We start from the raw sequence: 19,135 nt of genomic DNA, 5'->3' as shown, positions 1-19,135 counted from the left end.
GTCCAGTTCGTCTGTATGGCGATCAGTTGAAGACCCATTCCGCGCCCACGGTGGCGCCCACCCCGGCACGGCTGGTGGCCACGCCGCCGGTGAGGCTCCAGGCGTTGTTTTCGGAGGTGCGCCGGAAACTGATGCCCACCGCGCTCTGGCCCTTGAAGGAACCCGCGCCGATCCGCATGACCGTCTTGCCCGGAACGTAGACCCCGGGCATCTGCAGCGCCATGGCCGCGGCCACACCGGCATAGGCGTTCTTCTCGACCCCATCGATGCGGTTGTTGACCGCATCGATACGGTTGTTCAGGCCGCCGCTGACCGTGTTGAGCTGGTTGACGTTGACGGCGTCGGTGCCCGCCACGCCCGGTGCCACGTTGTGCACCGCCACCGGGCCGGTCGCATTGCCGCCGCCCATGGTCACGCTGTTGTAGTTGACCGTGCCATCGGGGTTCGAGTCGTACTTGACCGTCGACTGGTCGATCACCGCGACCACGCCCTGCACCCCGCGCAGCTGCGAAACGTTGACCGCGTCGCTGTCCGCCGTGCCCGCGGCCACGCCGGTGATCTGCCGGAACTGGCCGCTGGCGGCATTGCCCACCGATACGGCCGCCAGCGTGCTGGTGGTCGCGCCGATGGCGATGCGCTGCGCATCCGTGGCCGTGGGCGGCACGTAGCCGGCGACCCCCGCGGAGGTGGAAGCCACCGAGCCCGAGCCCAGGGCCACGCCCCCGGCCTGCGTCACGTTGCTGCCCGCGCCGAGTGCGACACCCTGGACGGCCGCGGCCGAAGAGCCAGTGCCCACCGCAATGGAATCGGCCAGGTGCGAGGTTGCGCCCTGCCCGATCGCCACGCCGCCCGGCGCGCTTTGCTGCACCACGGCGCCGTTGCCGATGCCCACGCCGTTGTTGCCGTTGACCACCGTCTGCGGGCCCACGGCCACCGATTCGGCGCCGATGGCCAGCGAATCCGCCGCTGTGGAGTTGGCGTGGAAATACTGTGTCGGCGTGACCGCAAAAGACTGCAGCGCACCGGACAGCTGCCGTACCGTGACCGCGTCCTGCAACTGCGTACCGTCGGCCACGTTGGTGATCTGGCGGTAGGTGGTCGCGCTGCCGACAGAAAGGGCCCCAAGCAGCGTGCGGTCGGTCGTGTTGTATTCGATCAGGCTGCTGCCGGCGGGAATGCTGCCGGTGGTGGGCGCGATCACGCGGTCGGTGACCGAGCCTGCGCCGAGAGCAATCGATCCGTCGATGGTGGCGCTGGCATTCTTGCCCGATGCGATGGCATCGGCCCCTGTGGCTCCGAGGTTGTCTTCGTTGGTGCCGCCGGTGGAGTTGACGCTGTAGTACTTCGTCTTGTTCGCGGTGACCGTGGTGCTGAGATTCTCGATCGACTGGTTGGTCGCGAACAGCTGCGAGCCGTTGATCGCGTCCGTAGAGCCTCCGGAGATCCTGCCGGCCGCCACGTTGGTGATCGTGCGCTCGGCGCCCACCGCCCCCACGCTGACCGTGCTCACCGGCGTGGTGCCGGCAAAGTTGTACGTCGTGCCGTTGATCACGGTGCTGGCCGTGCCGACCGCCGTGTCCGTCACAGAGCCGGAGCCCAGCGCCACGTCGCTGGTGTTCTTGGCCACGGCATTCGGTCCGATGGCGACGGAGTTCGTCCCCACGGCCTGCGAATCGGGCAGAACCGAGTTGGCGTGGAAGTACTTGATGCCCGCGCCGTTGTTGATATTGCCGACCGTGTTGTTCAGGTTGCTGATCTCGGTCGTGTTCAGCGTCACCTGCTGATTGGTGGCGAACAGTTGCGAGCCGTTGATCGCATCGGTGGAGCTACCGGAAATCCTGCCGGCCGCCACGTTGGTGATGGTGCGTTCAGCCCCCACCGCGCCCACGCTCACAGTGTTGGTCGGCGTGGCGCCGGCAAACACGTAGGGGTTGCCTCCGATCACGGTGCCGCCCGTCTGGACTGTTGCGGTGGTTACCGAACCCGAGCCCAGCGCCACGTCGCCAGCATTGTTGGCCACTGCGTTTGGACCGATGGCGACGGAATCCGTTCCCAGGGCTTGCGAATCGGGCAGGCTCGAAGTGGCGTGGAAGTACTTGATGCCCGCGCCGTTATTGATGCCGCCGACCACGTTGTTGAGGTTGGTGATCTGGTTCGAGTTCACCGTCACCTGCTGGTTCGTGCCGAACAGCTGTGAGCCGTTGATGGCATCGGTCGAGTCGATCGCGATACGACCAGCCGCCACATTGGTGATAGTTCGCTCTGCACCAGGGGCGCCGACGCTGACCGTGCTTGCGGGCGCGATGCCTTTGAAGTTGTAAGTCGTGCCGCCGATCACAGCGTTGGGCGTACCGACCGCCGCGGCGGTCACCGAGCCCGAGCCCAGCGCCACGTCGCCCGCGCTCGTGCTCGCTGTCGCGCCGTCGCCGATCGCCACGCTGCCCGCCTTGCCGATTGCGCCCGCGACGGAGCCGTTGCCCAGCGCCACACTGCCCTGCCCGATCGCTTTGTTGTTATTGCCGATCGCCACCGCGCCGTTGGCCTGGTTGGCGGCGGTCGCTGTCGTTGTTCCATCGCTATTGGCAATGTTGTCCGCGCCGCCTACGAACGCGCCGGTGCCGCTCGCGTAGCTCGGGTCGCCGATCGCCACGGCGCCGTTACCGTAGGCCGTGTTGCCGGCCCCGATGGAAACCGCCTTGCCACCTGTGGCCCGCGCACCAGTGCCGATTGCCACGGCATCGCCAGAGTCCGCGACCGCGGTATTGCCCATGGCGATCGCGTTGGTCGCGCTCGCTTTCGCGTTCCGGCCGATCGACGTCGTCGCGTTGGCCGCGACGCCAATACCTGCGTTGGTGCCGATGGCGACATTGTCGTTGCCGCTGACCAGGTTGCCTGCCGAAGCCTTCAAGGTGCCGTCGTAGGCGACCGAGCCATCGCCGGTTCCGAAGGCGACGTTGCGCGTTCCCGTGACGCCCGAACCCGCGCCCCGCATCACGCTTGCAGTGCCTCCCCCCACGGCGGTGTTCAGCGCGCCGCTGACCAGCGTTCCGGCAGCAATGCCCATTGCGACCGAACCCGTATTGGCGATCGTCGAGCCCGCGCCGGCACCCTGGCCGACCGCAACTGTGCTGGTTCCGATGGCGAGCGCTTGTGCACCGAGCGCAAGCGAGCTATCCCCTTGCGCCTGAGCGGCGTTCCCGACGGCTGTGGCTGCCGCGTTGGTCGCCGTTGCCAGATGTCCCAACGCGACAGCATCCGACGCGGACGCGCTCGCCTCACGTCCCAATGCTGTACTGCGGTCTCCGCTTGCGACGGACTTCCAGCCGCCAGCAAATGCAGTAATGCCACTGGCCGTGGAACTGACACCAAGCGCCGTGGAATTCCCTCCCGAGGCATTGGCGAAGGTGCCCAACGCGCTGTCGCCAGCTCCGGTGGCAGTGGCGGAAGCTCCCAGCGCGACCGTATTGACGTTGCTTGAGACCGTGCCGGTACCTACCGCCACTGCTGATATCGCGGTCGCATTCGCGTTCAAGCCGATCGACGTCGTCCCCGCGGCCGCGACGCCGATGCCTGCGTTGGTGCCGATGGCGATATTGTCGTTGCCGCTGACCAGGCTGCCTGCCGCAGCCTGCAAGGTGCCATCGTAGGTTTTCGAGCCATCGCCCGCGCCGAAGGCGATGTTGCGCGTTCCCGTGACGCCCGAACCCGCGCCTCGCATCTTGCTCGGGATGCCACCGCCCATGGCTGTGTTCTGCGCGCCGGAGACAAATTGTCCCGAGGCAACGCCCATTGCGACCGAACCCGTATTGGCGCTCGTCGAGCCCGAACCGGCCCCGTTGCCGACTGCAACTGTGTTGTCCCCGATCGCCCCGGCTTGGAAGCCAACCGCAAGGGCATACTTCCCACTAGAAGTTACGTCTGTTCCGATTCCAATGGAGCTCTCGACCAGCGCGCCGGTCCCTGCAGCGGTGCGAGCGCCGAGATAAATCGAGTTGACTCCGGCGGCAATGGCTCCGGCGCCAAGAGACACGCCATTGAATCCCGAACTCGTGGCACCGCTGCCCACTGCGACCACGCCCTCCGCTGTGCCAACGGCTTGCACTCCCAAGGCAATGCCGTATTTTCCAGTTACCCGCGACTGCAGGCCGATGCCGACGGACGATAAGCCGCTGGAGGTTACGTCTGTGCCGATGGCAATGGTGCCGTCGGCCAATGCGCCCGTCCCGGCAGCGCTGCGCGCACCCAGGTAAAGGGAATTGGTCCCGGAGGCAATGGCTTGGTAGCCGAGAGTCGTGGCATTCAGCCCTGTACTTTGGGCGTTATAGCCTATGGCAGTGGCGCCGCCGGCAGTCGCTTGGGCCTGAAAACCCGCGCACGTCGCGCTGCCGCTGTAGTCGTTGAACGGCGCTGGAGTGCAGTTCGCCTGCGCCTGCGCCAACGAGGCCCATCCCATCCCCCCCATCGCTATCAGCGCAGTCATGATCCCCGCCCGCAGGCGACCCGGCGGACGAGATGCCCGCGCGCCGGATGCGCTCGCGGCCGTCACGCAGCTTCCGCTTCGCTTGCCGCGGGCGCAAGTGATCTCCGACGCCGCAACCCAGGCGCCTAGGGATTCGTTCCAAAGCGAGCGGTAAGTTGTATTCATGTGCTCCATCCGTCTGTTTTAAGAGGTAGTGAATAGTTGTAAATCTATTCATGCGACTGCAATCTTTGAAATTGTTCGCAAACAAATCTTAAGAGCGAGAGAGGGAGCTGCAACTCGATATGTCGCATTTTGGAGTCATTGTGTCGAATTGATTTAAATTCTCAATTGATACTTTGCATCCAATAGTAATACAAAGATACCAAAATGGTCGTCTTCCTACCACATTCGAAAATTCGCGCCATCATGGTTTTTAATCCTAATAATTGGCTCGATAGCAGTGGTGCGCGGTGCCGGATGCTCGCCATGAATGCACTATTCACGGGCGAGTGCACTAAATGAGAGCGCGGCGCCGTCCCTCGTGTGCACGAATTGCGGGATTCGATGACCGACCGGCGCCAGGCAGCACGGGTTTTGGCGGGAACGGTTAAGTCGAATTGATGAAGGCAGCGATTGGCTGCCGATTTCATCGCAGGCCGCACGGGCGCGCAAAAAAACACCAGTTAGGAGAATTCAATTGGCTGTGCAATTAGTGCACAAATCCGAGTCGAGTTACTACCGGTTACGCCGAGCGGTGCGGATTCTCAATTGGAGATATGGCAGGCAGTGCCTGCCGCAACTGGCCTGATGCCAATTGCGAAAAGCCGGGCGGCCGGCGTCGGGTGGCCGTCAGGAGCCCATCGGGCTTACCGAAGCCAACGTCGGGTCGAAATCGGCCTCCACGCGCCCCACATCGGGAAGCCGGGGATAGCGCAGCACGCGGTAGCCGGCCTCCACAAGCAGCGCATCCCGGTCCAGGTCGCGTTGCGACTTGCCCTTGTTGCTCTTGTCGCCGCCGAACGTGACCACGGCCACGACCTTGAACGAGCGGTCGCACACGACGAAGTCGGCGATCTTCCGGCTGAACGAGCTTCGCGCCGCGCGCGTGCGGGCCGTGAGCAATGCGCCGAAACTGACTTGTGGCAGCACGACGAGATCCGGCAGCGTTTGCACCAGGCGGTTGTACATCGCTTGCTCGCGCGCGGTAAGCGGCGGCCGTGCCTTGGGCTTGTCGACAAAGCCGCTCTTGCTTTGTGTCGACCTTTTTCTGGCCACTGCCGCGAAAACCAGCAATCCGATGGCCAACAAAAAGACCATGAATAGGAATGTATTCATCTCTGCTTCTCCTTCTGCGCAGAGTCTCGCATGACTGCGCAGGCGCCCTTTTCAGGGCTTATCCGGCCTGCGCCGCGCGGCTGCTTTCGCCCCTATGGTGCGGGGCGGCCCGCCGCTGGTTTCACCATTTGCCGTCCTTGGGCAGGGGCTTGGGGCCAGCCTTCACATTGGCAGCCGCAGCAATCAGCTGCGCGGCTTCCGACCGGTTCGCCTTGGTGGCGAAGTCCACGGCGGTCATGCCGAGCTGGTTCTTCATCGTGGTGTCGGCGCCTTCGGCCAGCAGGAGCTTCACGGCCTCGTTGGAGCCGTACATCGCGGCCATCATGAGCGGCGTGGTGCCGTTGGGCGATTGCGCATCGATGAAGGCGTAGTTGTCGAGCAGCACCTTCATGATGCTCAGCTGGCCGCTGCTGGCGGCGTAGTGCAGCGGCGTCCAGCCGGTCTTGTTGACGGCGGCGTCGCGCTTGAGCAATTGGGTGACCACGTCTTGCTGGCCCTTGATGGCCGCCAGCATCAGCGGGGTTTCGTCCTTGGCGTTGGCAATGTCGACATCGGTTTGCGGCGACTCGAGCAGCACCTGGACGACCTTGGGCGACGGCTCGCGCAGCGCGATGATCAGGCCCGTCTGGCCATGTTCATCGCGCGTGTTGGGGTCGAAGCCGCGTTGCAGCAGGGTGCGCACACCGCTGGCGTTGTCTCCGCGAACGGCCCGGAAAAAGTCTTCGAAGGAGCCCGCATGAGCAGCAAAAGTTGCTGCTGCGACAGCCAGATACAAGAACTTTTTGATGTATTTCTTCATGTTGTTTTGACTCCCTTGAACAGCGTTTCGAAGTTGTCGCTGGTGGCCTCTGCCACTGCTTCGACGGGCAGCTTGCGCAGTTCGGCGATCTGCTTGGCGACATAGGGCACGTACGACGGATTGTTGGTCTTGCCGCGGTACGGCACGGGGGCCAGGTAGGGGCTGTCGGTTTCGATCAGCATCCGGTCGAGCGGCACGAAGGCCGCCACGTCGCGCAGGTCTTGCGCCTTCTTGAAGGTCAGGATGCCCGAAAACGAAATGTAGAAGCCCAGGTCGAGCGCCGCGCGCGCGACTTCGGCGGTTTCGGTAAAGCAATGGAACACGCCGCCCGCGGCATTACCGGCGCCGTCTTCGCCCTCCTCCTTGAGGATGGCCAGCGTGTCGGCCGAGGCTTCGCGGGTGTGAATGACGAGCGGCAGGCGGGTTTGCTGTGCGGCGCGAATGTGCACGCGAAAGCGGTCGCGCTGCCATTCCATGTCGGAAATGCTGCGCCCGCCCTTGCGTTCTTCCATCTGGTAATAGTCGAGGCCGGTTTCACCGATGGCCACCACGCGGGGCAGCGCGGCACGGCGCACCAGGTCGTCCACCGTGGGCTCGGCGATGTCCTCGTTGTCGGGGTGCACGCCCACGCTGGCCCAGAAGTTGTCGTAGCGGGCGGCCAGCGCCTGCACGTCGTCGAACTCTTCGAGCTTGGTGCAGATGCACAAGGCCCGGTCGACCTGCGCCTCGGCCATGGCGGCGCGGATTTGCGGCATCTGGTCCGCGAACTCGGGAAATGTCAGGTGGCAGTGGGAATCGGTAAACATGGCGTATCAGGGGAGCGGCGGCGGTTGGCCCCATTCCAGAAATACCGCGGAACCGGCTCTGCCGGGCCGCTGGTATTGCCCCCGGTAGGGGGTGGGCGTAGCGACACGAAGTGCGCGCAGCCTGGGGGCGAGCCTAGCCTTCGAGCCTAGATAGTTTGTGTCGGGCGGTCGGAAGCCATCGAGCCGCCGAGCGCCGCTTCGATGCGTGCCTTGAGCTGACGCGATTTTTCGTCGGACGGGAAACGGATGCCCACGCCCGGCGCGCGGTTGCCCGCGGCGCGCTGCGGCGTGATCCAGGCGACCTTGCCGGCCACCGGGTAGCGCTGCGGGTCTTCGGGCAGCGTGAGCAGCACGTAGACGTCGTCGCCCAGCCGGTATTCGCGCGCGGTCGGAATGAAGATGCCGCCTTCGGCAAACAGCGGAATGTAGGCGGCATAGAGCGCGCCCTTTTCCTTGATGGCGAGCTGGATGACGCTCGGCCGTTGAGGTGCGGCGGCGGGGGCTGGGGCGGCGGGTTGGTTCATGGTCGGCGAGGAGCAGAGTTTAGGGTGGTTCGCGCTTCGCTCACAAGCGCTTCCAGCATGAGGCCCGCATTGAAGGGGTGTTCGGCGGTTCTGGCGGCGCTGGCCAGCGACTTCGACCAGCGCGCCAGCGCCAGGTGAGAAGGCACGGCGGCCGGCAGATCGGCGGCATCGAAAAACCGTGGCGCGGCGCCGCTGCCGACGGCCATCAGGTCGTGGCAAAGCTTTTGGAGCGTTCCGATGGCCTGCGAAGGCGCCTGGTCCGCCAGCGCCGCGACATCGCCGCGCAACACGGCCTTGGGCAGCAGCGCCCAGGCCTTGGGCGACTGGCCGGAGCGCGCGAGCCGCAGGGCATCGCTGGGCCGGCCGCCGGCCGCGCGCAGCAAGGCGGTGGCGTCGGCGGCGGGCACATCGTGTGCGCCGAGCCAGGCTTCGGCTTCGGCTGTTGCGGGCCACGGCAGGGTGAAGCCGAGGCAGCGGCTGCGAATGGTCGGCAGCAATTGCCACGCCGCTTCGCTGGCCAGCACAAAGCGGACGTCGCCGACCGGCTCTTCGAGCGTCTTGAGCAGCGCGTTGGCGGTGATGGTGTTCATGCGCTCGGCCGGGTACACCAGCACCACCTTGCCGCGGCCGCGGGCGCTGGTGCGCTGGGCAAAGCCGACCGCGTCGCGCATGGCCTCGACGCGGATCTCACGGCTCGGTTTGCGCTTCTTGTCGTCGATGTCGGCTTGGGCCTTCTCGTCGAGCGGCCAGCCCAGTTCCAGCATGGCGACCTCGGGCATCAGCACGCACAGGTCGGCATGGGTTCGAACGTCGATGGCGTGGCAGCTCGGGCAATGGCCGCAGGCGGCGCCGCCCTCTTCCGCCTTCGGCTGTTCGCACAGCCAGGCGGCGGCCAGTGCCAATGCGAGTTCGTATTGGCCCAGGCCCGAAGGGCCCTGCAGCAGCCAGGCATGGCCGCGCTGGCGCAACAGTTCGCCGAGCGGCCGGTGCAGCCAGGGCGAAAGCGCCGGGGTGCTCATGGCAAAGCTCCGCTCGAAGCGGCCAACGCGCCGCGTGCGACGAGCGCCGTTTGGACCTGCTGCCAGACCTGGTCGCGGGTCTGGCTGGCGTCGATGCGCACGAAGCGCTGCGCATCGGCGGCCGCGCGTGCCGCGTAGCCCGCCGCAACGCGCCGGAAGAATTCGACCGGCTGGGATTCGAACTTGTCGGGTACGCGGGCGCCGGCCAGCCGCTGGGCGGCCACCTCGGGCGCAAGGTCGAACCACAGGGTGATGTGGGGCTGCAACAGTCGGATCGCATCGGCGGAATCCGCCCTGCCCTGCACCCATCGCTCCAGCGTCGACAGCACCTGCGCATCGAAGCCGCGGCCCGTGCCCTGATAGGCAAAGGTGGCGTCGGTGAAACGGTCGCACAGCACCACGTCGCCGCGTGCCAGCGCCGGCTCGATCACCCGCGCGACGTGGTCCCGCCGGGCCGCGAACACCAAAAGCGATTCGGTCAGCGGATCCATCGGCTGTTCGAGGATGAGGCCGCGCAGGGTTTCGGCCAGCGGCGTGCCGCCGGGCTCGCGCGTGCGCACCACCGCGCGGCCCTGCGCCTTGAAGAGCGCTTCCATCGCATCGAGGTGGCTGGACTTGCCGGCACCATCGATGCCCTCGAGCGTCAGAAACAAGCCTTCACTCATTGCGCGACTTTCGGTTTGGGTTCGCCGTTGCCGCCGCCGCGCTGGTAGCGGTTGACCGCGCGGTTATGGTCGTCGAGCGAACTGCTGAATTGGCTGGTGCCGTCGCCGCGCGAAACGAAGTACAGCGACTTGCTCTGCGCCGGCTGCACCGCCGCCAGCAGCGCCGCCTTGCCGGGCATGGCAATGGGCGTGGGCGGCAGGCCGCCGCGCGTGTAGGTGTTCCAGGGCGTGTCGGCTTGCAGGTCTTTCTTGCGCAGGTTGCCGTCGAAGGTGGTGCCCATGCCGTAGATCACGGTGGGGTCGGTTTGCAGCGGCATGCCGGTGCGCAGCCGGTTGACGAACACGGCGGCAATCTCGGCGCGGTCCTTGGCTTTTCCTGTCTCTTTTTCGACAATGCTGGCCAAAATAAGCGCCTCATCGGCCGTTTTGATCGGCAGGTCGGCCGCTCGGGCCGCCCACGCGGCTTCGAGCTTCTTGTCCATGGCCCGCATGGCGCGCTGCAGCAGCGCGGTGTCGGTCGAGCCCTTCGAATAGGTGTACGTGTCAGGGAAAAAGCGCCCCTCGGGGTGCACGCCGGGCCTGCCCAGCTTGGCCATCAGGGCGTCGTCGGGCATGCCGATGGTTTCGGGCTTGAGCTGCTCGGCCTTGGCGAGCGCGGCCCGCATCTGGCGGAAGTTCCAGCCTTCGACCAGCACCAGGCTACGGGTGGCCTCTTCGCCGCGCACCAGCACGTTGAGCAGCATCTTGGGTGTGATGCCGCGCTCCAGCTCGTAGCTGCCGGCGCGAATCTGCCGGTCTTGTCCGGAAATGCGGAACCAGAAATAGAGCAGTTGCGGCTGCACATCGGCGCCGGCATCGGCCACCGCCTGGGCCACGCCGCGCGGCGTGGTGCCGGGTTCCACCGAAAGATCGAGGCTGGGCGCGGGCAGCTTGAGCGGCTGGTGCACCCACCAGAGTCCGGCGGCGCCGAGGCCGAGCGCACCCAGGGCGGCGAGCAGGAAAAGCGTAAGGAAGAAGCGGCGCACGGGTCCGATGGAAATGGCGGAGAAAAAGAAAACGAATCGAGGTGAATCGAGCGAACCGGAGTATTTGGGGGCGAAAGCCCGGTGTCCCTGCGGGAACTACGGCGAGATTCCCTGCAGACCGGACGGAACGGCTTCGACCATGATAATTCAGCGATGACTACTGTCGTTCTCAATGGTGTTACCGCCCTCTCCCATCTTGGCGTGATTCGCGCCGAAGGACCGGATGCCGCCAGCTTCCTGCACGGCCAGCTGACCCAGGATTTCTCGTTGCTCGGTGCCACCGAGGCCCGCCTGGCCGCGCTTTGCACGGCCAAGGGCCGCGTGATCGCGAGCTTTATCGGCATTCGGCCGCAGCCCGACCTGGTGCTGCTGGTCTGCAGCCGCGACATCCTGGCCGCCACGCTCAAGCGCCTGTCGATGTATGTGCTGCGCGCCAAGGCCAAGCTCACCGACGCCACGGAGCAGTTCGCGCTGTACGGCCTCGCCGGTACCGCGTTGGCCGCCAATGGGCTCGACGCCGCGGCGCTGCCCGGCCAGCGCACGGCCATCGGCGAAGACATCAGCTCGGTGTCGCTCTACCCGGCGGACGGCGTGCCGCGCGCCCTGTGGATTGCGCCCGCCGGCAGCCCGGTGCCTGTGGGACCGTCGCTCGACGCGGAGCTCTGGCAGTGGAGCGAGATTCGAAGCGGCGTCGTGACGGTGACCACGCCGGTGGTCGAGGCCTTCGTGCCGCAGATGATCAACTATGAATCCGTGGGTGGCGTGAACTTCAAGAAGGGTTGCTACCCGGGCCAGGAAGTCGTGGCGCGCAGCCAGTTTCGCGGCACCCTGAAGCGCCGCACCTACCTGGTGAAGGCCGGTGCGCCGGTGAGCGCGGGCCAGGAAGTGTTCGCCGCCGCCGACGCCGAGCAGCCAGTTGGCACGGTGGCGCAGGCCGCGCCAGCGCCGGGCGGCGGCTGGGCCGCGCTGATCTCGATCCAGATCTCGGCGCTCGAAACCGGCGGGCTGCATGCCGGCAGCGCCGACGGGCCGGCGCTCACGGTGGAGCCGCTGCCGTATCCGTTGCTCGAAGACATCTAGCCTTTTCCTCCGAATCCCCCAGCGTCCGAAGATCCGGACGCTTGGCGCCACCCCGAAAGAGGCGGCGCCATTTTTTTTGCGCGCGTTTAACCCTGCCTCCGGTGCTGCCCCGTAGAAGCCGTACCGATTCACTCCTGGCAAGGAAAACCCCCATGAAGCGCAGACTCATCTTTTCGACCGTCCTCGCATTGACCGCCCTCTCGGCCTGCGCTGAAAGCCCGATACGGCCGCCTTCTCCGCCCTCGCCGCCTTCGACATACAACCGCATCGGCTCGCTCATGCAGGTCAGCGTGGTCGACCGCACCACCGGCCGCGAACTGCCCCTCTACCGCCACCGCGGCGAATATTGGGTGGCGGGCCGGCCCGGCGCGCGCTACGCGATTCGCGCGCGCAATGCGATGGGCGAACGCGTCATGGCCGTGATGTCGGTGGACGGCGTCAACGTGGTCACCGGCGAAACCGCGGGCGTGCTGCAGAACGGCTACGTGTTCTCGGGCGGCGAGCGCAGCGACATCACGGGGTGGCGCAAGAGCGATTCGCAGATCGCGGCCTTCGAATTCACCTCCATGGCCAATTCTTACGCGAGCCGCACCGGCCGGCCCGACGACGTGGGCGTGATCGGTGTCGCGATGTTCCGCGAACGGGCGGCCATGCCACCGCCTCCGCCGCCCATCACGTTTCCGCATCGCGACGACAGCAGCAGCAACAAGAGCAGCCGCGAGATGGAGCGCCGCAGCGAGGCGCCATCGGCCGTCGCGGAGGCCGCACCGGCTGCACCCGCTGCACAGGGCCGCGCCGCCGACAGTGCCTTGGGCGCCGAGTCCGCCGCATCGGCCAAGGGCGGGCTGGCCCGGCAATCACCACCGAGTCCGAGCTTGGGGACCGGCCACGGTCGGCGAGAGACATCGCACATCGGCCACACGACCTTCGAGCGCGCGCAATCCACGCCCGACGAACTGGTTCGCATCCGCTACGACAGCCGCGAGAACCTCATTGCCGCCGGCGTGATTCCCGTGCCGCCTTCGCCGCGCTGGCCGCGCCCGGAAGGCCCGTCCGCCTTCCCTGGCTCGGAGATGGGCTACGTGCCCGATCCGCCCGTCCGCTATTGAGCTACTGATTCAGCGCGCGCCGCATCTCGATGTGCGGGATGCCGGCTTCCTCGAAAGGCTCGCCGTGCACCGTGTAGCCCAGCCGCGCGTAGAAGCGCTCCGCGCTGCGCTGCGCATGCAGGCCGATCTCGCGATCGCCGCGCGCCCGGGCCGTCGCCTCGAGCGCCTGCATCACCGCAGCGCCGTGCCCGCCGCTGCGCAATGCGCGGTGCACGGCCATGCGGCCGAGCATGGCCGTGCCGTCCACCGCATTCAGCAGCCGGCCGGTCGCAATCGCCTGGCCGAGCCGGTTGCGGACCACCGCATGCAACACCACCGCATCGTGCGCGTCCCATTCCAGTTCCTTGGGAATGTTCTGCTCCTCGATGAAGACGGCTCGGCGCAAGGCGCTGGCGCCTTCGCCCAGGGTTTTCCAGTCACCGGTTTCCACGGTGCGCATCGGCTCGCCGGCCTCGAAGCCTGTGAGAATTTCGCGCAGCACGGGTGGCACCGGCTTCGAGGTCTGCGTGGCCGGGTCGGCAAACACATAGACGAGTTCGCAGCCCACCAGGTACTGGTCCTGCCGGAACAGCGCGCCTTGAAAGACCATGGACGAATTGCCGATGCGCGCGCACTTCATGGCCACATCGATCACGTCGTCCATCCGCGCCGAGGCGCGAAAGTCCACCGTCGCCTTGCGCACGTACAGATCGCCGCCCAGCGAATGCATGGCCTCCTCGTAGGGCAGCGCGAGCGCGCGCCAGTAGTCGGCGATGGCGGTGTCGAAATACATCAGGTAGTGCGCGTTGAACACGATCTTCTGCATGTCGACTTCGGCCCAGCGCACGCGCAGGCGGTGGAAAAAACGGAAGTCTTTTCTCTGGGGAACGGTTTCGTCGGTCATGGTTTCAGTGCTTCTTTGAGTGCGCGCGCCGCGTCGTCCTGCGCCTGCAGCGCCTCGGGAATGGCGCGGCCCATTTTCAGGAATTCGTGGATCACGCCGCGGTAGATTTCGAGATCGACCGCCACGCCCGCCGCGCGCAGCTTGTCGGCGTAGGCAATGCCTTCGTCCACCACCGGGTCGCATTCGGCCAGCCCGATCCAGGCCGGCGCGACGCCCTCGACATCGTCCGCCAGCAAGGGTGCAAAGCGCCAGTCGTCGCGGTCGGCCGGCGTGCGCACGTACTGGCCGAAGAAATAATCGATCAGCGCCTTGGTCAGGAGCGGGCCGTTGGCGAAGCGCTGGTGCGAGGCCGTGTCCTGGTGCGCCGCGGTGCCGGGATAGATCAGCATCTGCAATGCGAGCGGCAGGCCCGCGTCGCGCGCGAGGATGGCGCACACCGCGGCGAGCGTGCCGCCTGCGCTGTCGCCGCCCACCGCGAGACGGCTGGTGTCGAGGCCGAGGCGCGCACCTTCGTTTGCAATGAAGGCGAACGCATCCCACGCATCGTCAGAGGCGGTCGGAAACTTGTGCGCGGGCGCCAGCCGGTAATCGACCGACACCACCGCGCAACCGCTCTTCAGGCTCAGCACCCGGCACAGCGTGTCGTGCGTGCGGATGTTGCCGACCGTGAAGCCGCCGCCATGAAAATACACCAGCACTGGCAGCTTCGCCAATGACGGGGCATAGAGCCGCGCCGGCATCTCGAAGCCGTCGCGCGCGGCAATGCTGAAGTCTTCGATGCGCGCGAGGTCGGGCTTCGGCACTTCGAGCACGCCGGCTCCTTTTTCGTAGGACGCCTTGGCCTCCTCGGGCGTGAGCTGGTCGAGCGAGGGATGGCCGGCCCGCGCCATCCGCTCGACCACGCTGGCCATCTTCGCGGTGAGCGGAGGCTGCCATGTGCCGGGCGCGACAGCGGCAAGGGTTTTGTTCATGTGCAAGACTGTTCCTGCTTGTTAGATTTGGGTGGTCTGCAATCGTACTGCCCCAGGCAAACCCACCTCATGGCCCTCATCCAATACCTCACCCAGATCCAGTTCGAGTTCGGCGCCATCCAGCTGCTGTCCAGCGAATGCGCACGCATCGGCATCACCCGCCCGCTGATCGTCACCGATGCGGGCGTGCGCGCGGCGGGCGTACTGCAGAAGGCGCTCGATGCCGTCGCCGATCTCGAGGTGGCGGTGTTCGACCAGACGCCTTCCAACCCCACCGAAGCCGCCGTGCGCTCGGCTGTCGAGCTGTACCGCAGCGCACGCTGCGACGGACTCATTGCCGTGGGCGGCGGTTCCGCCATCGACTGCGCCAAGGGCGTGGCCATTGCGGCCACGCATGAAGGCCCGCTCAAGACCTACGCCACGATCGAAGGCGGCTCGCCGAAGATCACCGACCGCGTGGTGCCGATCATTGCCGTACCCACCACCAGCGGCACCGGGAGCGAGGTGGCGCGCGGCGCGATCGTCATCGTCGACGACCACCGCAAGCTCGGCTTCCACAGCTGGTTTCTCATGCCCAAGGCCGCGATCTGCGACCCCGAACTCACGCTCGGCCTGCCGCCGCGCCTCACGGCCGCCACCGGCATGGACGCGATCGCGCATTGCATGGAAACCTTCATGTCGGCCGCCTTCAACCCGCCGGCCGACGGCATCGCGCTCGACGGCCTGGAGCGCGCTTGGCTGCATATCGAGCGAGCCACCAAGGACGGCAGCGACCGCGAGGCGCGCCTGAACCTCATGAGCGCCTCGATGCAGGGCGCGATGGCCTTCCAGAAGGGCCTGGGCTGCGTGCACTCGCTGAGCCACAGCCTCGGCGGCGTCGATCCACGACTGCACCACGGCACCCTTAACGCCCTCTTCCTGCCGGCAGTGATCCACTTCAACGCCGGCGCGGAGTCTGTGCAGAAGGAGCAGCGGCTGCAGCGCATGGCGCAGGCCATGCACCTCGACTCGGCCGGCGATCTCGGCGAAGCGATCCGCGACATGAATGCGCGCCTCGGCATGCCCAAGGGCCTGGCCGAGGTGGGCGTAACGCCCGACCTGTTCGAGAAGATCATCGACGGCGCCATGGCCGACCATTGCCACAAGACCAATCCGCGGCTGGCTTCGCGGGACGACTACAAGGCGATGCTCGAAGCGTCGATGTAGGAGCTGCCTGTTTGTTTGGGGCGCTGCTGTTCAGGGCGGCGCTCCCGCCGACGGGGTACCTTGCTCCGCGAATGTCCTCCGGCCTGCGGCCTCCCCCTTGATTTCGCTGCGCAAGGCACCCCATCGACGGGAGCGTTGTTCAGAGCAGTTATTGAACAGCCAGCACAAGCGCAGCGCCCGGTGTGCACAGGGCATCGGGTGCTCCTCGCAGCGAAATCAAGGAGGAGGCGAAGCCGGGGGACATTCGCGGAGGGGAGTACCCGGTGGCCTGTGCACGCGCCCTGAACCAGAGCGCCCACATCAAGAGCGCTCCTGAACAACAGCTCCCGGAAACAACAGCGCACAACCTGCACGTCATGCATATGACATAAGGAATTTCTAGACTGCCACCCGAAGGCTTCGCATCCGCAGAAGCCCCAAGGGTCAGGGAATTTCGAATGACGCGCACCGTCCAGGTTCACACGGTACTGAACGCCGAGCAGCTCAAGTTCCGCGCGATGCGGGGCCGGGAAGCACTGTCGCAGTTGTTCGAGTTCGAGGTCGACATGGTCAGCCCGAGCTTCAACCTCGACCTGAAGAAGCTGCTCGGCACCTCCTTGACGCTCGAATTGACGGACGGCAGCGCGCCTCGCTTTCTCAACGGCACCGTGGTGCGCTTCGAACTCGTGGGCCGGGCCAACGAAACCGGCCGCCACTATGTGTACCGTGCGCTGGTGCAGCCCTGGCTTTGGTACCTCACGCGCACCACCGACTGCCGCATTTTCCAGAACAAGAGCGTGCCCGAGGTGCTCGACGACGTGCTGGGCAAGTATGGCTTCGAGTTCGAGAAGCGCCTCACGGGCAGCTATCGCCCCTGGGAATATTGCGTGCAATACCAGGAGAGCGACTTTGCTTTCGTGAGCCGCCTCATGGAACACGAAGGCATCGCCTATCACTTCGAGCACACCCATGGTTCGCATCTGCTGGTGCTGGCCGACGACACCGGCGGCTACGGCGAGCTGCCGGGCTACGCCGCCATTCCGTACCGCCCGCGCGATCGCGTGCTTCATGCGATGGAGCCCTGCATCGACCAGTGGCGCGTGGCCGAGCAGATCACTTCGGGCCGCGTGATGCTCGACGACTTCGACTTCAAGAAATCGCGCGCCTCGCTGCAGAGCGTGCGCCAGGACCCCAAGGGCCACGACCATTCCACGTACGAGGTGTATGAATGGCTGGGCGGCTACAGCGAGCACCAGCAGGGCGACACCTACGCGAAGATTCGCCTGCAAGAGCTGCAGTGCGCGCACGAGCTCGCGGCGGGCCACACCAACGTCGTCGGCATGGCGCCGGGCTACCTGTTCGAGATGACGTATTGCCCGCGCGAGTCGGACAACCGCGAATACCTGGTCACCGAAACCCGCTACGACCTGCAGGAGTCCGAATACGCCACGGGCGGCAGCATGGAATCGGTCTGCCGGTTCGACTTCACGGTGCTGCCTTCGAACGTGCCCTACCGCCCTGCGCGCAAGACGCCCAAGCCGCGCACCAACGGCCCGCAAACCGCCACCGTCGTCGGGCCCGAGGAAATCTGGACAGACCGCTTCGGCCGTGTGAAGCTGCAGTTCCGCTGGGACCGCTACGGCCAGTCGGATGAAAACAGCTCGTGCTGGGTGCGCGTGTCGAGCAACTGGGCCGGCGCCAACTACGGCACCATGCACATGCCGCGCGTGGGCCAGGAAGTGATTGTCGATTTCATCGGTGGCGAGCCCGACCGCCCCATCATCACCGGCCGCGTCTACAACAATGACCAGATGCCGCCGTGGGAGTTGCCCGCAAACGCCACGGCCAGCGGCATCCTCACGCGATCGAGCAGCGGCGGCGCGGCCAACCAGGCCAACATGCTGCGCTTCGAAGACCGCAGCGGCGCCGAGCAGATCCTGCTGCACGCCGAGCGCAACCTCGATGTGGAGGTGGAAGCCGACGAAACGCACACCACCGACGGCACGCGCACCACGGTCATCGGCGGGCATGAATCGTCGACCTACAAAAACGGCGAAACGCGCGACATCACCGCGGGCGCGAAAGAAACCATTACCGGAGGCGATACCCGGGATGTGGCCGGCGGCTTCAGCGAAACAGTGACGGGTGGCGTCAGGCAGACCATTTCGGGCGGCAAGAAGCGCACGCTCAGCGGCGGGCTGAACGACACCATCAGCGGCGGCGTCAACCTGGCGATCACGGGCGGCTTTCACGGCACCATCGATGGGCAGGAGATCCGCTTCGTGAGCGGCGGGCGCAACGACACCATCGACACCATCAACAACGTGAAGGTGAACGGCCCGTCGAACACGGTGGTAACCGGGCCCACGGTGCATACCTCGCCCGACGTGACCTTCAACACCACCAACCATATCCACAACACGACGCAGCACGTCATCAACACGAACGTCTACGCCACCACATCGAACGTCTACAGCAACCTGGCGGTCAACTACACGAACAACTCGCAGACCTACACCAACAACTACGCCAAGAGCAGCGACTGGCGCCTGACGCGCTCGGGTGGCGCGGGTTTCCGCTTCGGTGCCGTGGGCATGTCGCTGGACTTCTGGGGTGTTCGCCAGCAGTTCTACGGCATCAACTCCCAGTATGCGGTGCTCAAAGTCGATCTGCTGACCTACAAGATTGCCAACAAGGGCATCGACATCACCAACGAAGCGGTGCAGGTCGGCAAGGCGGCGATGCGCTTTTTCGTGGACGGCATGGCGGCCTATGCGCAGGCCATGCATCTTGTCATGTGACACCGCCGAGCCATGCCTGAGTGGGAGACGCTTCTCTGGATTTTGTTCGGCATCGTGATGACTGCGGTCGTCATCGGGGGCGTGGGTGCCGTGGGCTACATGCGCAAGGAGAACCGGCACTACTCCGCCGAGGAGAAGCTCTGGCCTGTGCTGGCGCAGGCCGGGCAGTCCGCCGACGGCGTGGTCCGCAATGTGCGGATGCACCCCAACAACATGACGCGCGGTGGCTCCGATGGGCAAACCGTCCGGGCCCTGGTGCTCGACATCGACTACACAGACAGTGCCGGCGTGGCCCGTGCCGCATCGATTCCCACCTTCGTCGAAGACGCGCTGGTGCCGCATTTCCTCGAGCCGCACAAGGCCGTCCACCTGCGCTATGACGCGAGTAATCCGGCATTGGTGGCCATTGACCGCGAGCGCACGCCGCTGGAGCTGCCCCGTGCGCGCTGAGCGCCGGGGCCCGCGGATGCC

The 19,135-nt window shown here is 66.0% G+C and carries 14 protein-coding genes and 3 pseudogenes; 5 read left to right on the top strand and 12 right to left on the bottom strand.

Translation table 11 applies throughout. The features are described 5' to 3' along the window. Nucleotides 1-22: 22 nt before the first annotated feature. From QFZ42_RS28350 to mltG, 10 genes and pseudogenes are all read right to left on the bottom strand, one after another. Nucleotides 23-550: pseudogene (locus QFZ42_RS28350) on the bottom strand (YadA-like family protein); the annotation flags it as partial. Nucleotides 551-793: 243 nt separating this feature from the next. After that, nucleotides 794-3,325: pseudogene (locus QFZ42_RS28345) on the bottom strand (beta strand repeat-containing protein); the annotation flags it as partial. Beyond that, a pseudogene (locus QFZ42_RS28340) lies at nt 3,326-4,645 on the bottom strand (ESPR-type extended signal peptide-containing protein); the annotation flags it as partial. It lies immediately after the preceding pseudogene. 666 nt (nt 4,646-5,311) lie between these two features. Then, complete coding sequence (locus QFZ42_RS11015) at nt 5,312-5,797, bottom strand: DUF2726 domain-containing protein (protein WP_307700994.1); 486 nt, start codon at nt 5,795-5,797, stop codon at nt 5,312-5,314. Nucleotides 5,798-5,918: 121 nt separating this feature from the next. Further along, entirely contained in the window at nt 5,919-6,596 is a 678-nt protein-coding gene (locus tag QFZ42_RS11010; protein WP_307700993.1) for an ankyrin repeat domain-containing protein, read from the bottom strand. Next, nucleotides 6,593-7,402 (bottom strand): TatD family hydrolase, encoded by an 810-nt coding sequence (locus QFZ42_RS11005; protein WP_307700992.1) that lies wholly within the window; start codon nt 7,400-7,402, stop codon nt 6,593-6,595. The genes QFZ42_RS11010 and QFZ42_RS11005 overlap by 4 nt, the downstream gene beginning before the upstream one ends. A 146-nt stretch (nt 7,403-7,548) precedes the next feature. After that, nucleotides 7,549-7,926: a PilZ domain-containing protein gene (locus tag QFZ42_RS11000; RefSeq protein WP_307700991.1), complete on the bottom strand. Its 378-nt coding sequence runs from the start codon at nt 7,924-7,926 to the stop codon at nt 7,549-7,551. Next, a complete protein-coding gene (locus QFZ42_RS10995) occupies nt 7,923-8,945 on the bottom strand; it encodes a DNA polymerase III subunit delta' (RefSeq protein WP_307700990.1) in 1,023 nt (340 codons plus the stop codon). Before QFZ42_RS10995 ends, QFZ42_RS11000 begins: the two co-directional genes overlap by 4 nt. Continuing rightward, complete coding sequence (gene tmk, locus QFZ42_RS10990; protein WP_307700989.1) at nt 8,942-9,610, bottom strand: dTMP kinase; 669 nt, start codon at nt 9,608-9,610, stop codon at nt 8,942-8,944. The genes QFZ42_RS10995 and tmk overlap by 4 nt, the downstream gene beginning before the upstream one ends. Further along, entirely contained in the window at nt 9,607-10,635 is a 1,029-nt protein-coding gene (gene mltG / locus QFZ42_RS10985; RefSeq protein WP_307700988.1) for an endolytic transglycosylase MltG, read from the bottom strand. The genes tmk and mltG overlap by 4 nt, the downstream gene beginning before the upstream one ends. 153 nt (nt 10,636-10,788) lie before the next feature. Between mltG and ygfZ the strand changes: the two genes are divergently transcribed. After that, nucleotides 10,789-11,715, top strand: coding sequence for a CAF17-like 4Fe-4S cluster assembly/insertion protein YgfZ (ygfZ, locus tag QFZ42_RS10980; protein ID WP_307700987.1), 927 nt, complete (start codon nt 10,789-10,791; stop codon nt 11,713-11,715). Between the two features lie 152 nt (nt 11,716-11,867). Continuing rightward, nucleotides 11,868-12,824 carry a hypothetical protein gene (locus QFZ42_RS10975; protein ID WP_307700986.1) on the top strand — a complete coding sequence of 319 codons (957 nt, stop codon included), beginning with the start codon at nt 11,868-11,870 and terminating at the stop codon, nt 12,822-12,824. Between the two features lies 1 nt (nt 12,825). On the opposite strand, the gene QFZ42_RS10970 is transcribed toward QFZ42_RS10975, so the two are convergent. Both QFZ42_RS10970 and QFZ42_RS10965 read right to left on the bottom strand, forming a co-directional pair. Beyond that, a complete protein-coding gene (locus QFZ42_RS10970) occupies nt 12,826-13,707 on the bottom strand; it encodes a YbgC/FadM family acyl-CoA thioesterase (protein ID WP_307700985.1) in 882 nt (293 codons plus the stop codon). Continuing rightward, nucleotides 13,704-14,678: an alpha/beta hydrolase gene (locus tag QFZ42_RS10965; RefSeq protein WP_307700984.1), complete on the bottom strand. Its 975-nt coding sequence runs from the start codon at nt 14,676-14,678 to the stop codon at nt 13,704-13,706. Before QFZ42_RS10965 ends, QFZ42_RS10970 begins: the two co-directional genes overlap by 4 nt. A gap of 69 nt (nt 14,679-14,747) precedes the next feature. Here QFZ42_RS10965 and QFZ42_RS10960 point away from each other — a divergent pair, with 69 nt between their 5' ends. The 3 genes from QFZ42_RS10960 (at nt 14,748) to QFZ42_RS10950 (ending at nt 19,114) form a co-directional block, all read left to right on the top strand. Further along, the gene (locus tag QFZ42_RS10960; RefSeq protein WP_307700983.1) at nt 14,748-15,884 is read left to right on the top strand and encodes an iron-containing alcohol dehydrogenase; all 1,137 of its coding nucleotides are present in this window, start codon (nt 14,748-14,750) and stop codon (nt 15,882-15,884) included. A gap of 437 nt (nt 15,885-16,321) precedes the next feature. After that, on the top strand, nt 16,322-18,664 hold the full coding sequence (locus QFZ42_RS10955) for a type VI secretion system Vgr family protein (protein ID WP_307700982.1): 2,343 nt from the start codon (nt 16,322-16,324) through the stop codon (nt 18,662-18,664). 12 nt (nt 18,665-18,676) lie between these two features. Continuing rightward, on the top strand, nt 18,677-19,114 hold the full coding sequence (locus tag QFZ42_RS10950) for a hypothetical protein (RefSeq protein WP_307700981.1): 438 nt from the start codon (nt 18,677-18,679) through the stop codon (nt 19,112-19,114). Nucleotides 19,115-19,135 lie beyond the last annotated feature (21 nt).

Source organism: Variovorax paradoxus (assembly GCF_030815855.1).
Taxonomy (GTDB): Bacteria; Pseudomonadota; Gammaproteobacteria; order Burkholderiales; family Burkholderiaceae_C; genus Variovorax; species Variovorax paradoxus_M.
The sequence above is the reverse complement of the archived record's forward strand: the minus strand, read 5'-3'. Positions and strand labels throughout refer to the sequence as shown.

Coding starts and splice junctions, on each gene's coding strand:
- QFZ42_RS11015 (WP_307700994.1), bottom strand. CDS start 5,797: ATGAATACATTCCTATTCATGGTCTTTTTGTTGGCCATCGGATTGCTG.
- QFZ42_RS11010 (WP_307700993.1), bottom strand. CDS start 6,596: ATGAAGAAATACATCAAAAAGTTCTTGTATCTGGCTGTCGCAGCAGCA.
- QFZ42_RS11005 (WP_307700992.1), bottom strand. CDS start 7,402: ATGTTTACCGATTCCCACTGCCACCTGACATTTCCCGAGTTCGCGGAC.
- QFZ42_RS11000 (WP_307700991.1), bottom strand. CDS start 7,926: ATGAACCAACCCGCCGCCCCAGCCCCCGCCGCCGCACCTCAACGGCCG.
- QFZ42_RS10995 (WP_307700990.1), bottom strand. CDS start 8,945: ATGAGCACCCCGGCGCTTTCGCCCTGGCTGCACCGGCCGCTCGGCGAA.
- tmk (WP_307700989.1), bottom strand. CDS start 9,610: ATGAGTGAAGGCTTGTTTCTGACGCTCGAGGGCATCGATGGTGCCGGC.
- ygfZ (WP_307700987.1), top strand. CDS start 10,789: ATGACTACTGTCGTTCTCAATGGTGTTACCGCCCTCTCCCATCTTGGC.
- QFZ42_RS10975 (WP_307700986.1), top strand. CDS start 11,868: ATGAAGCGCAGACTCATCTTTTCGACCGTCCTCGCATTGACCGCCCTC.
- QFZ42_RS10970 (WP_307700985.1), bottom strand. CDS start 13,707: ATGACCGACGAAACCGTTCCCCAGAGAAAAGACTTCCGTTTTTTCCAC.
- QFZ42_RS10965 (WP_307700984.1), bottom strand. CDS start 14,678: ATGAACAAAACCCTTGCCGCTGTCGCGCCCGGCACATGGCAGCCTCCG.
- QFZ42_RS10960 (WP_307700983.1), top strand. CDS start 14,748: ATGGCCCTCATCCAATACCTCACCCAGATCCAGTTCGAGTTCGGCGCC.
- QFZ42_RS10955 (WP_307700982.1), top strand. CDS start 16,322: ATGACGCGCACCGTCCAGGTTCACACGGTACTGAACGCCGAGCAGCTC.
- QFZ42_RS10950 (WP_307700981.1), top strand. CDS start 18,677: ATGCCTGAGTGGGAGACGCTTCTCTGGATTTTGTTCGGCATCGTGATG.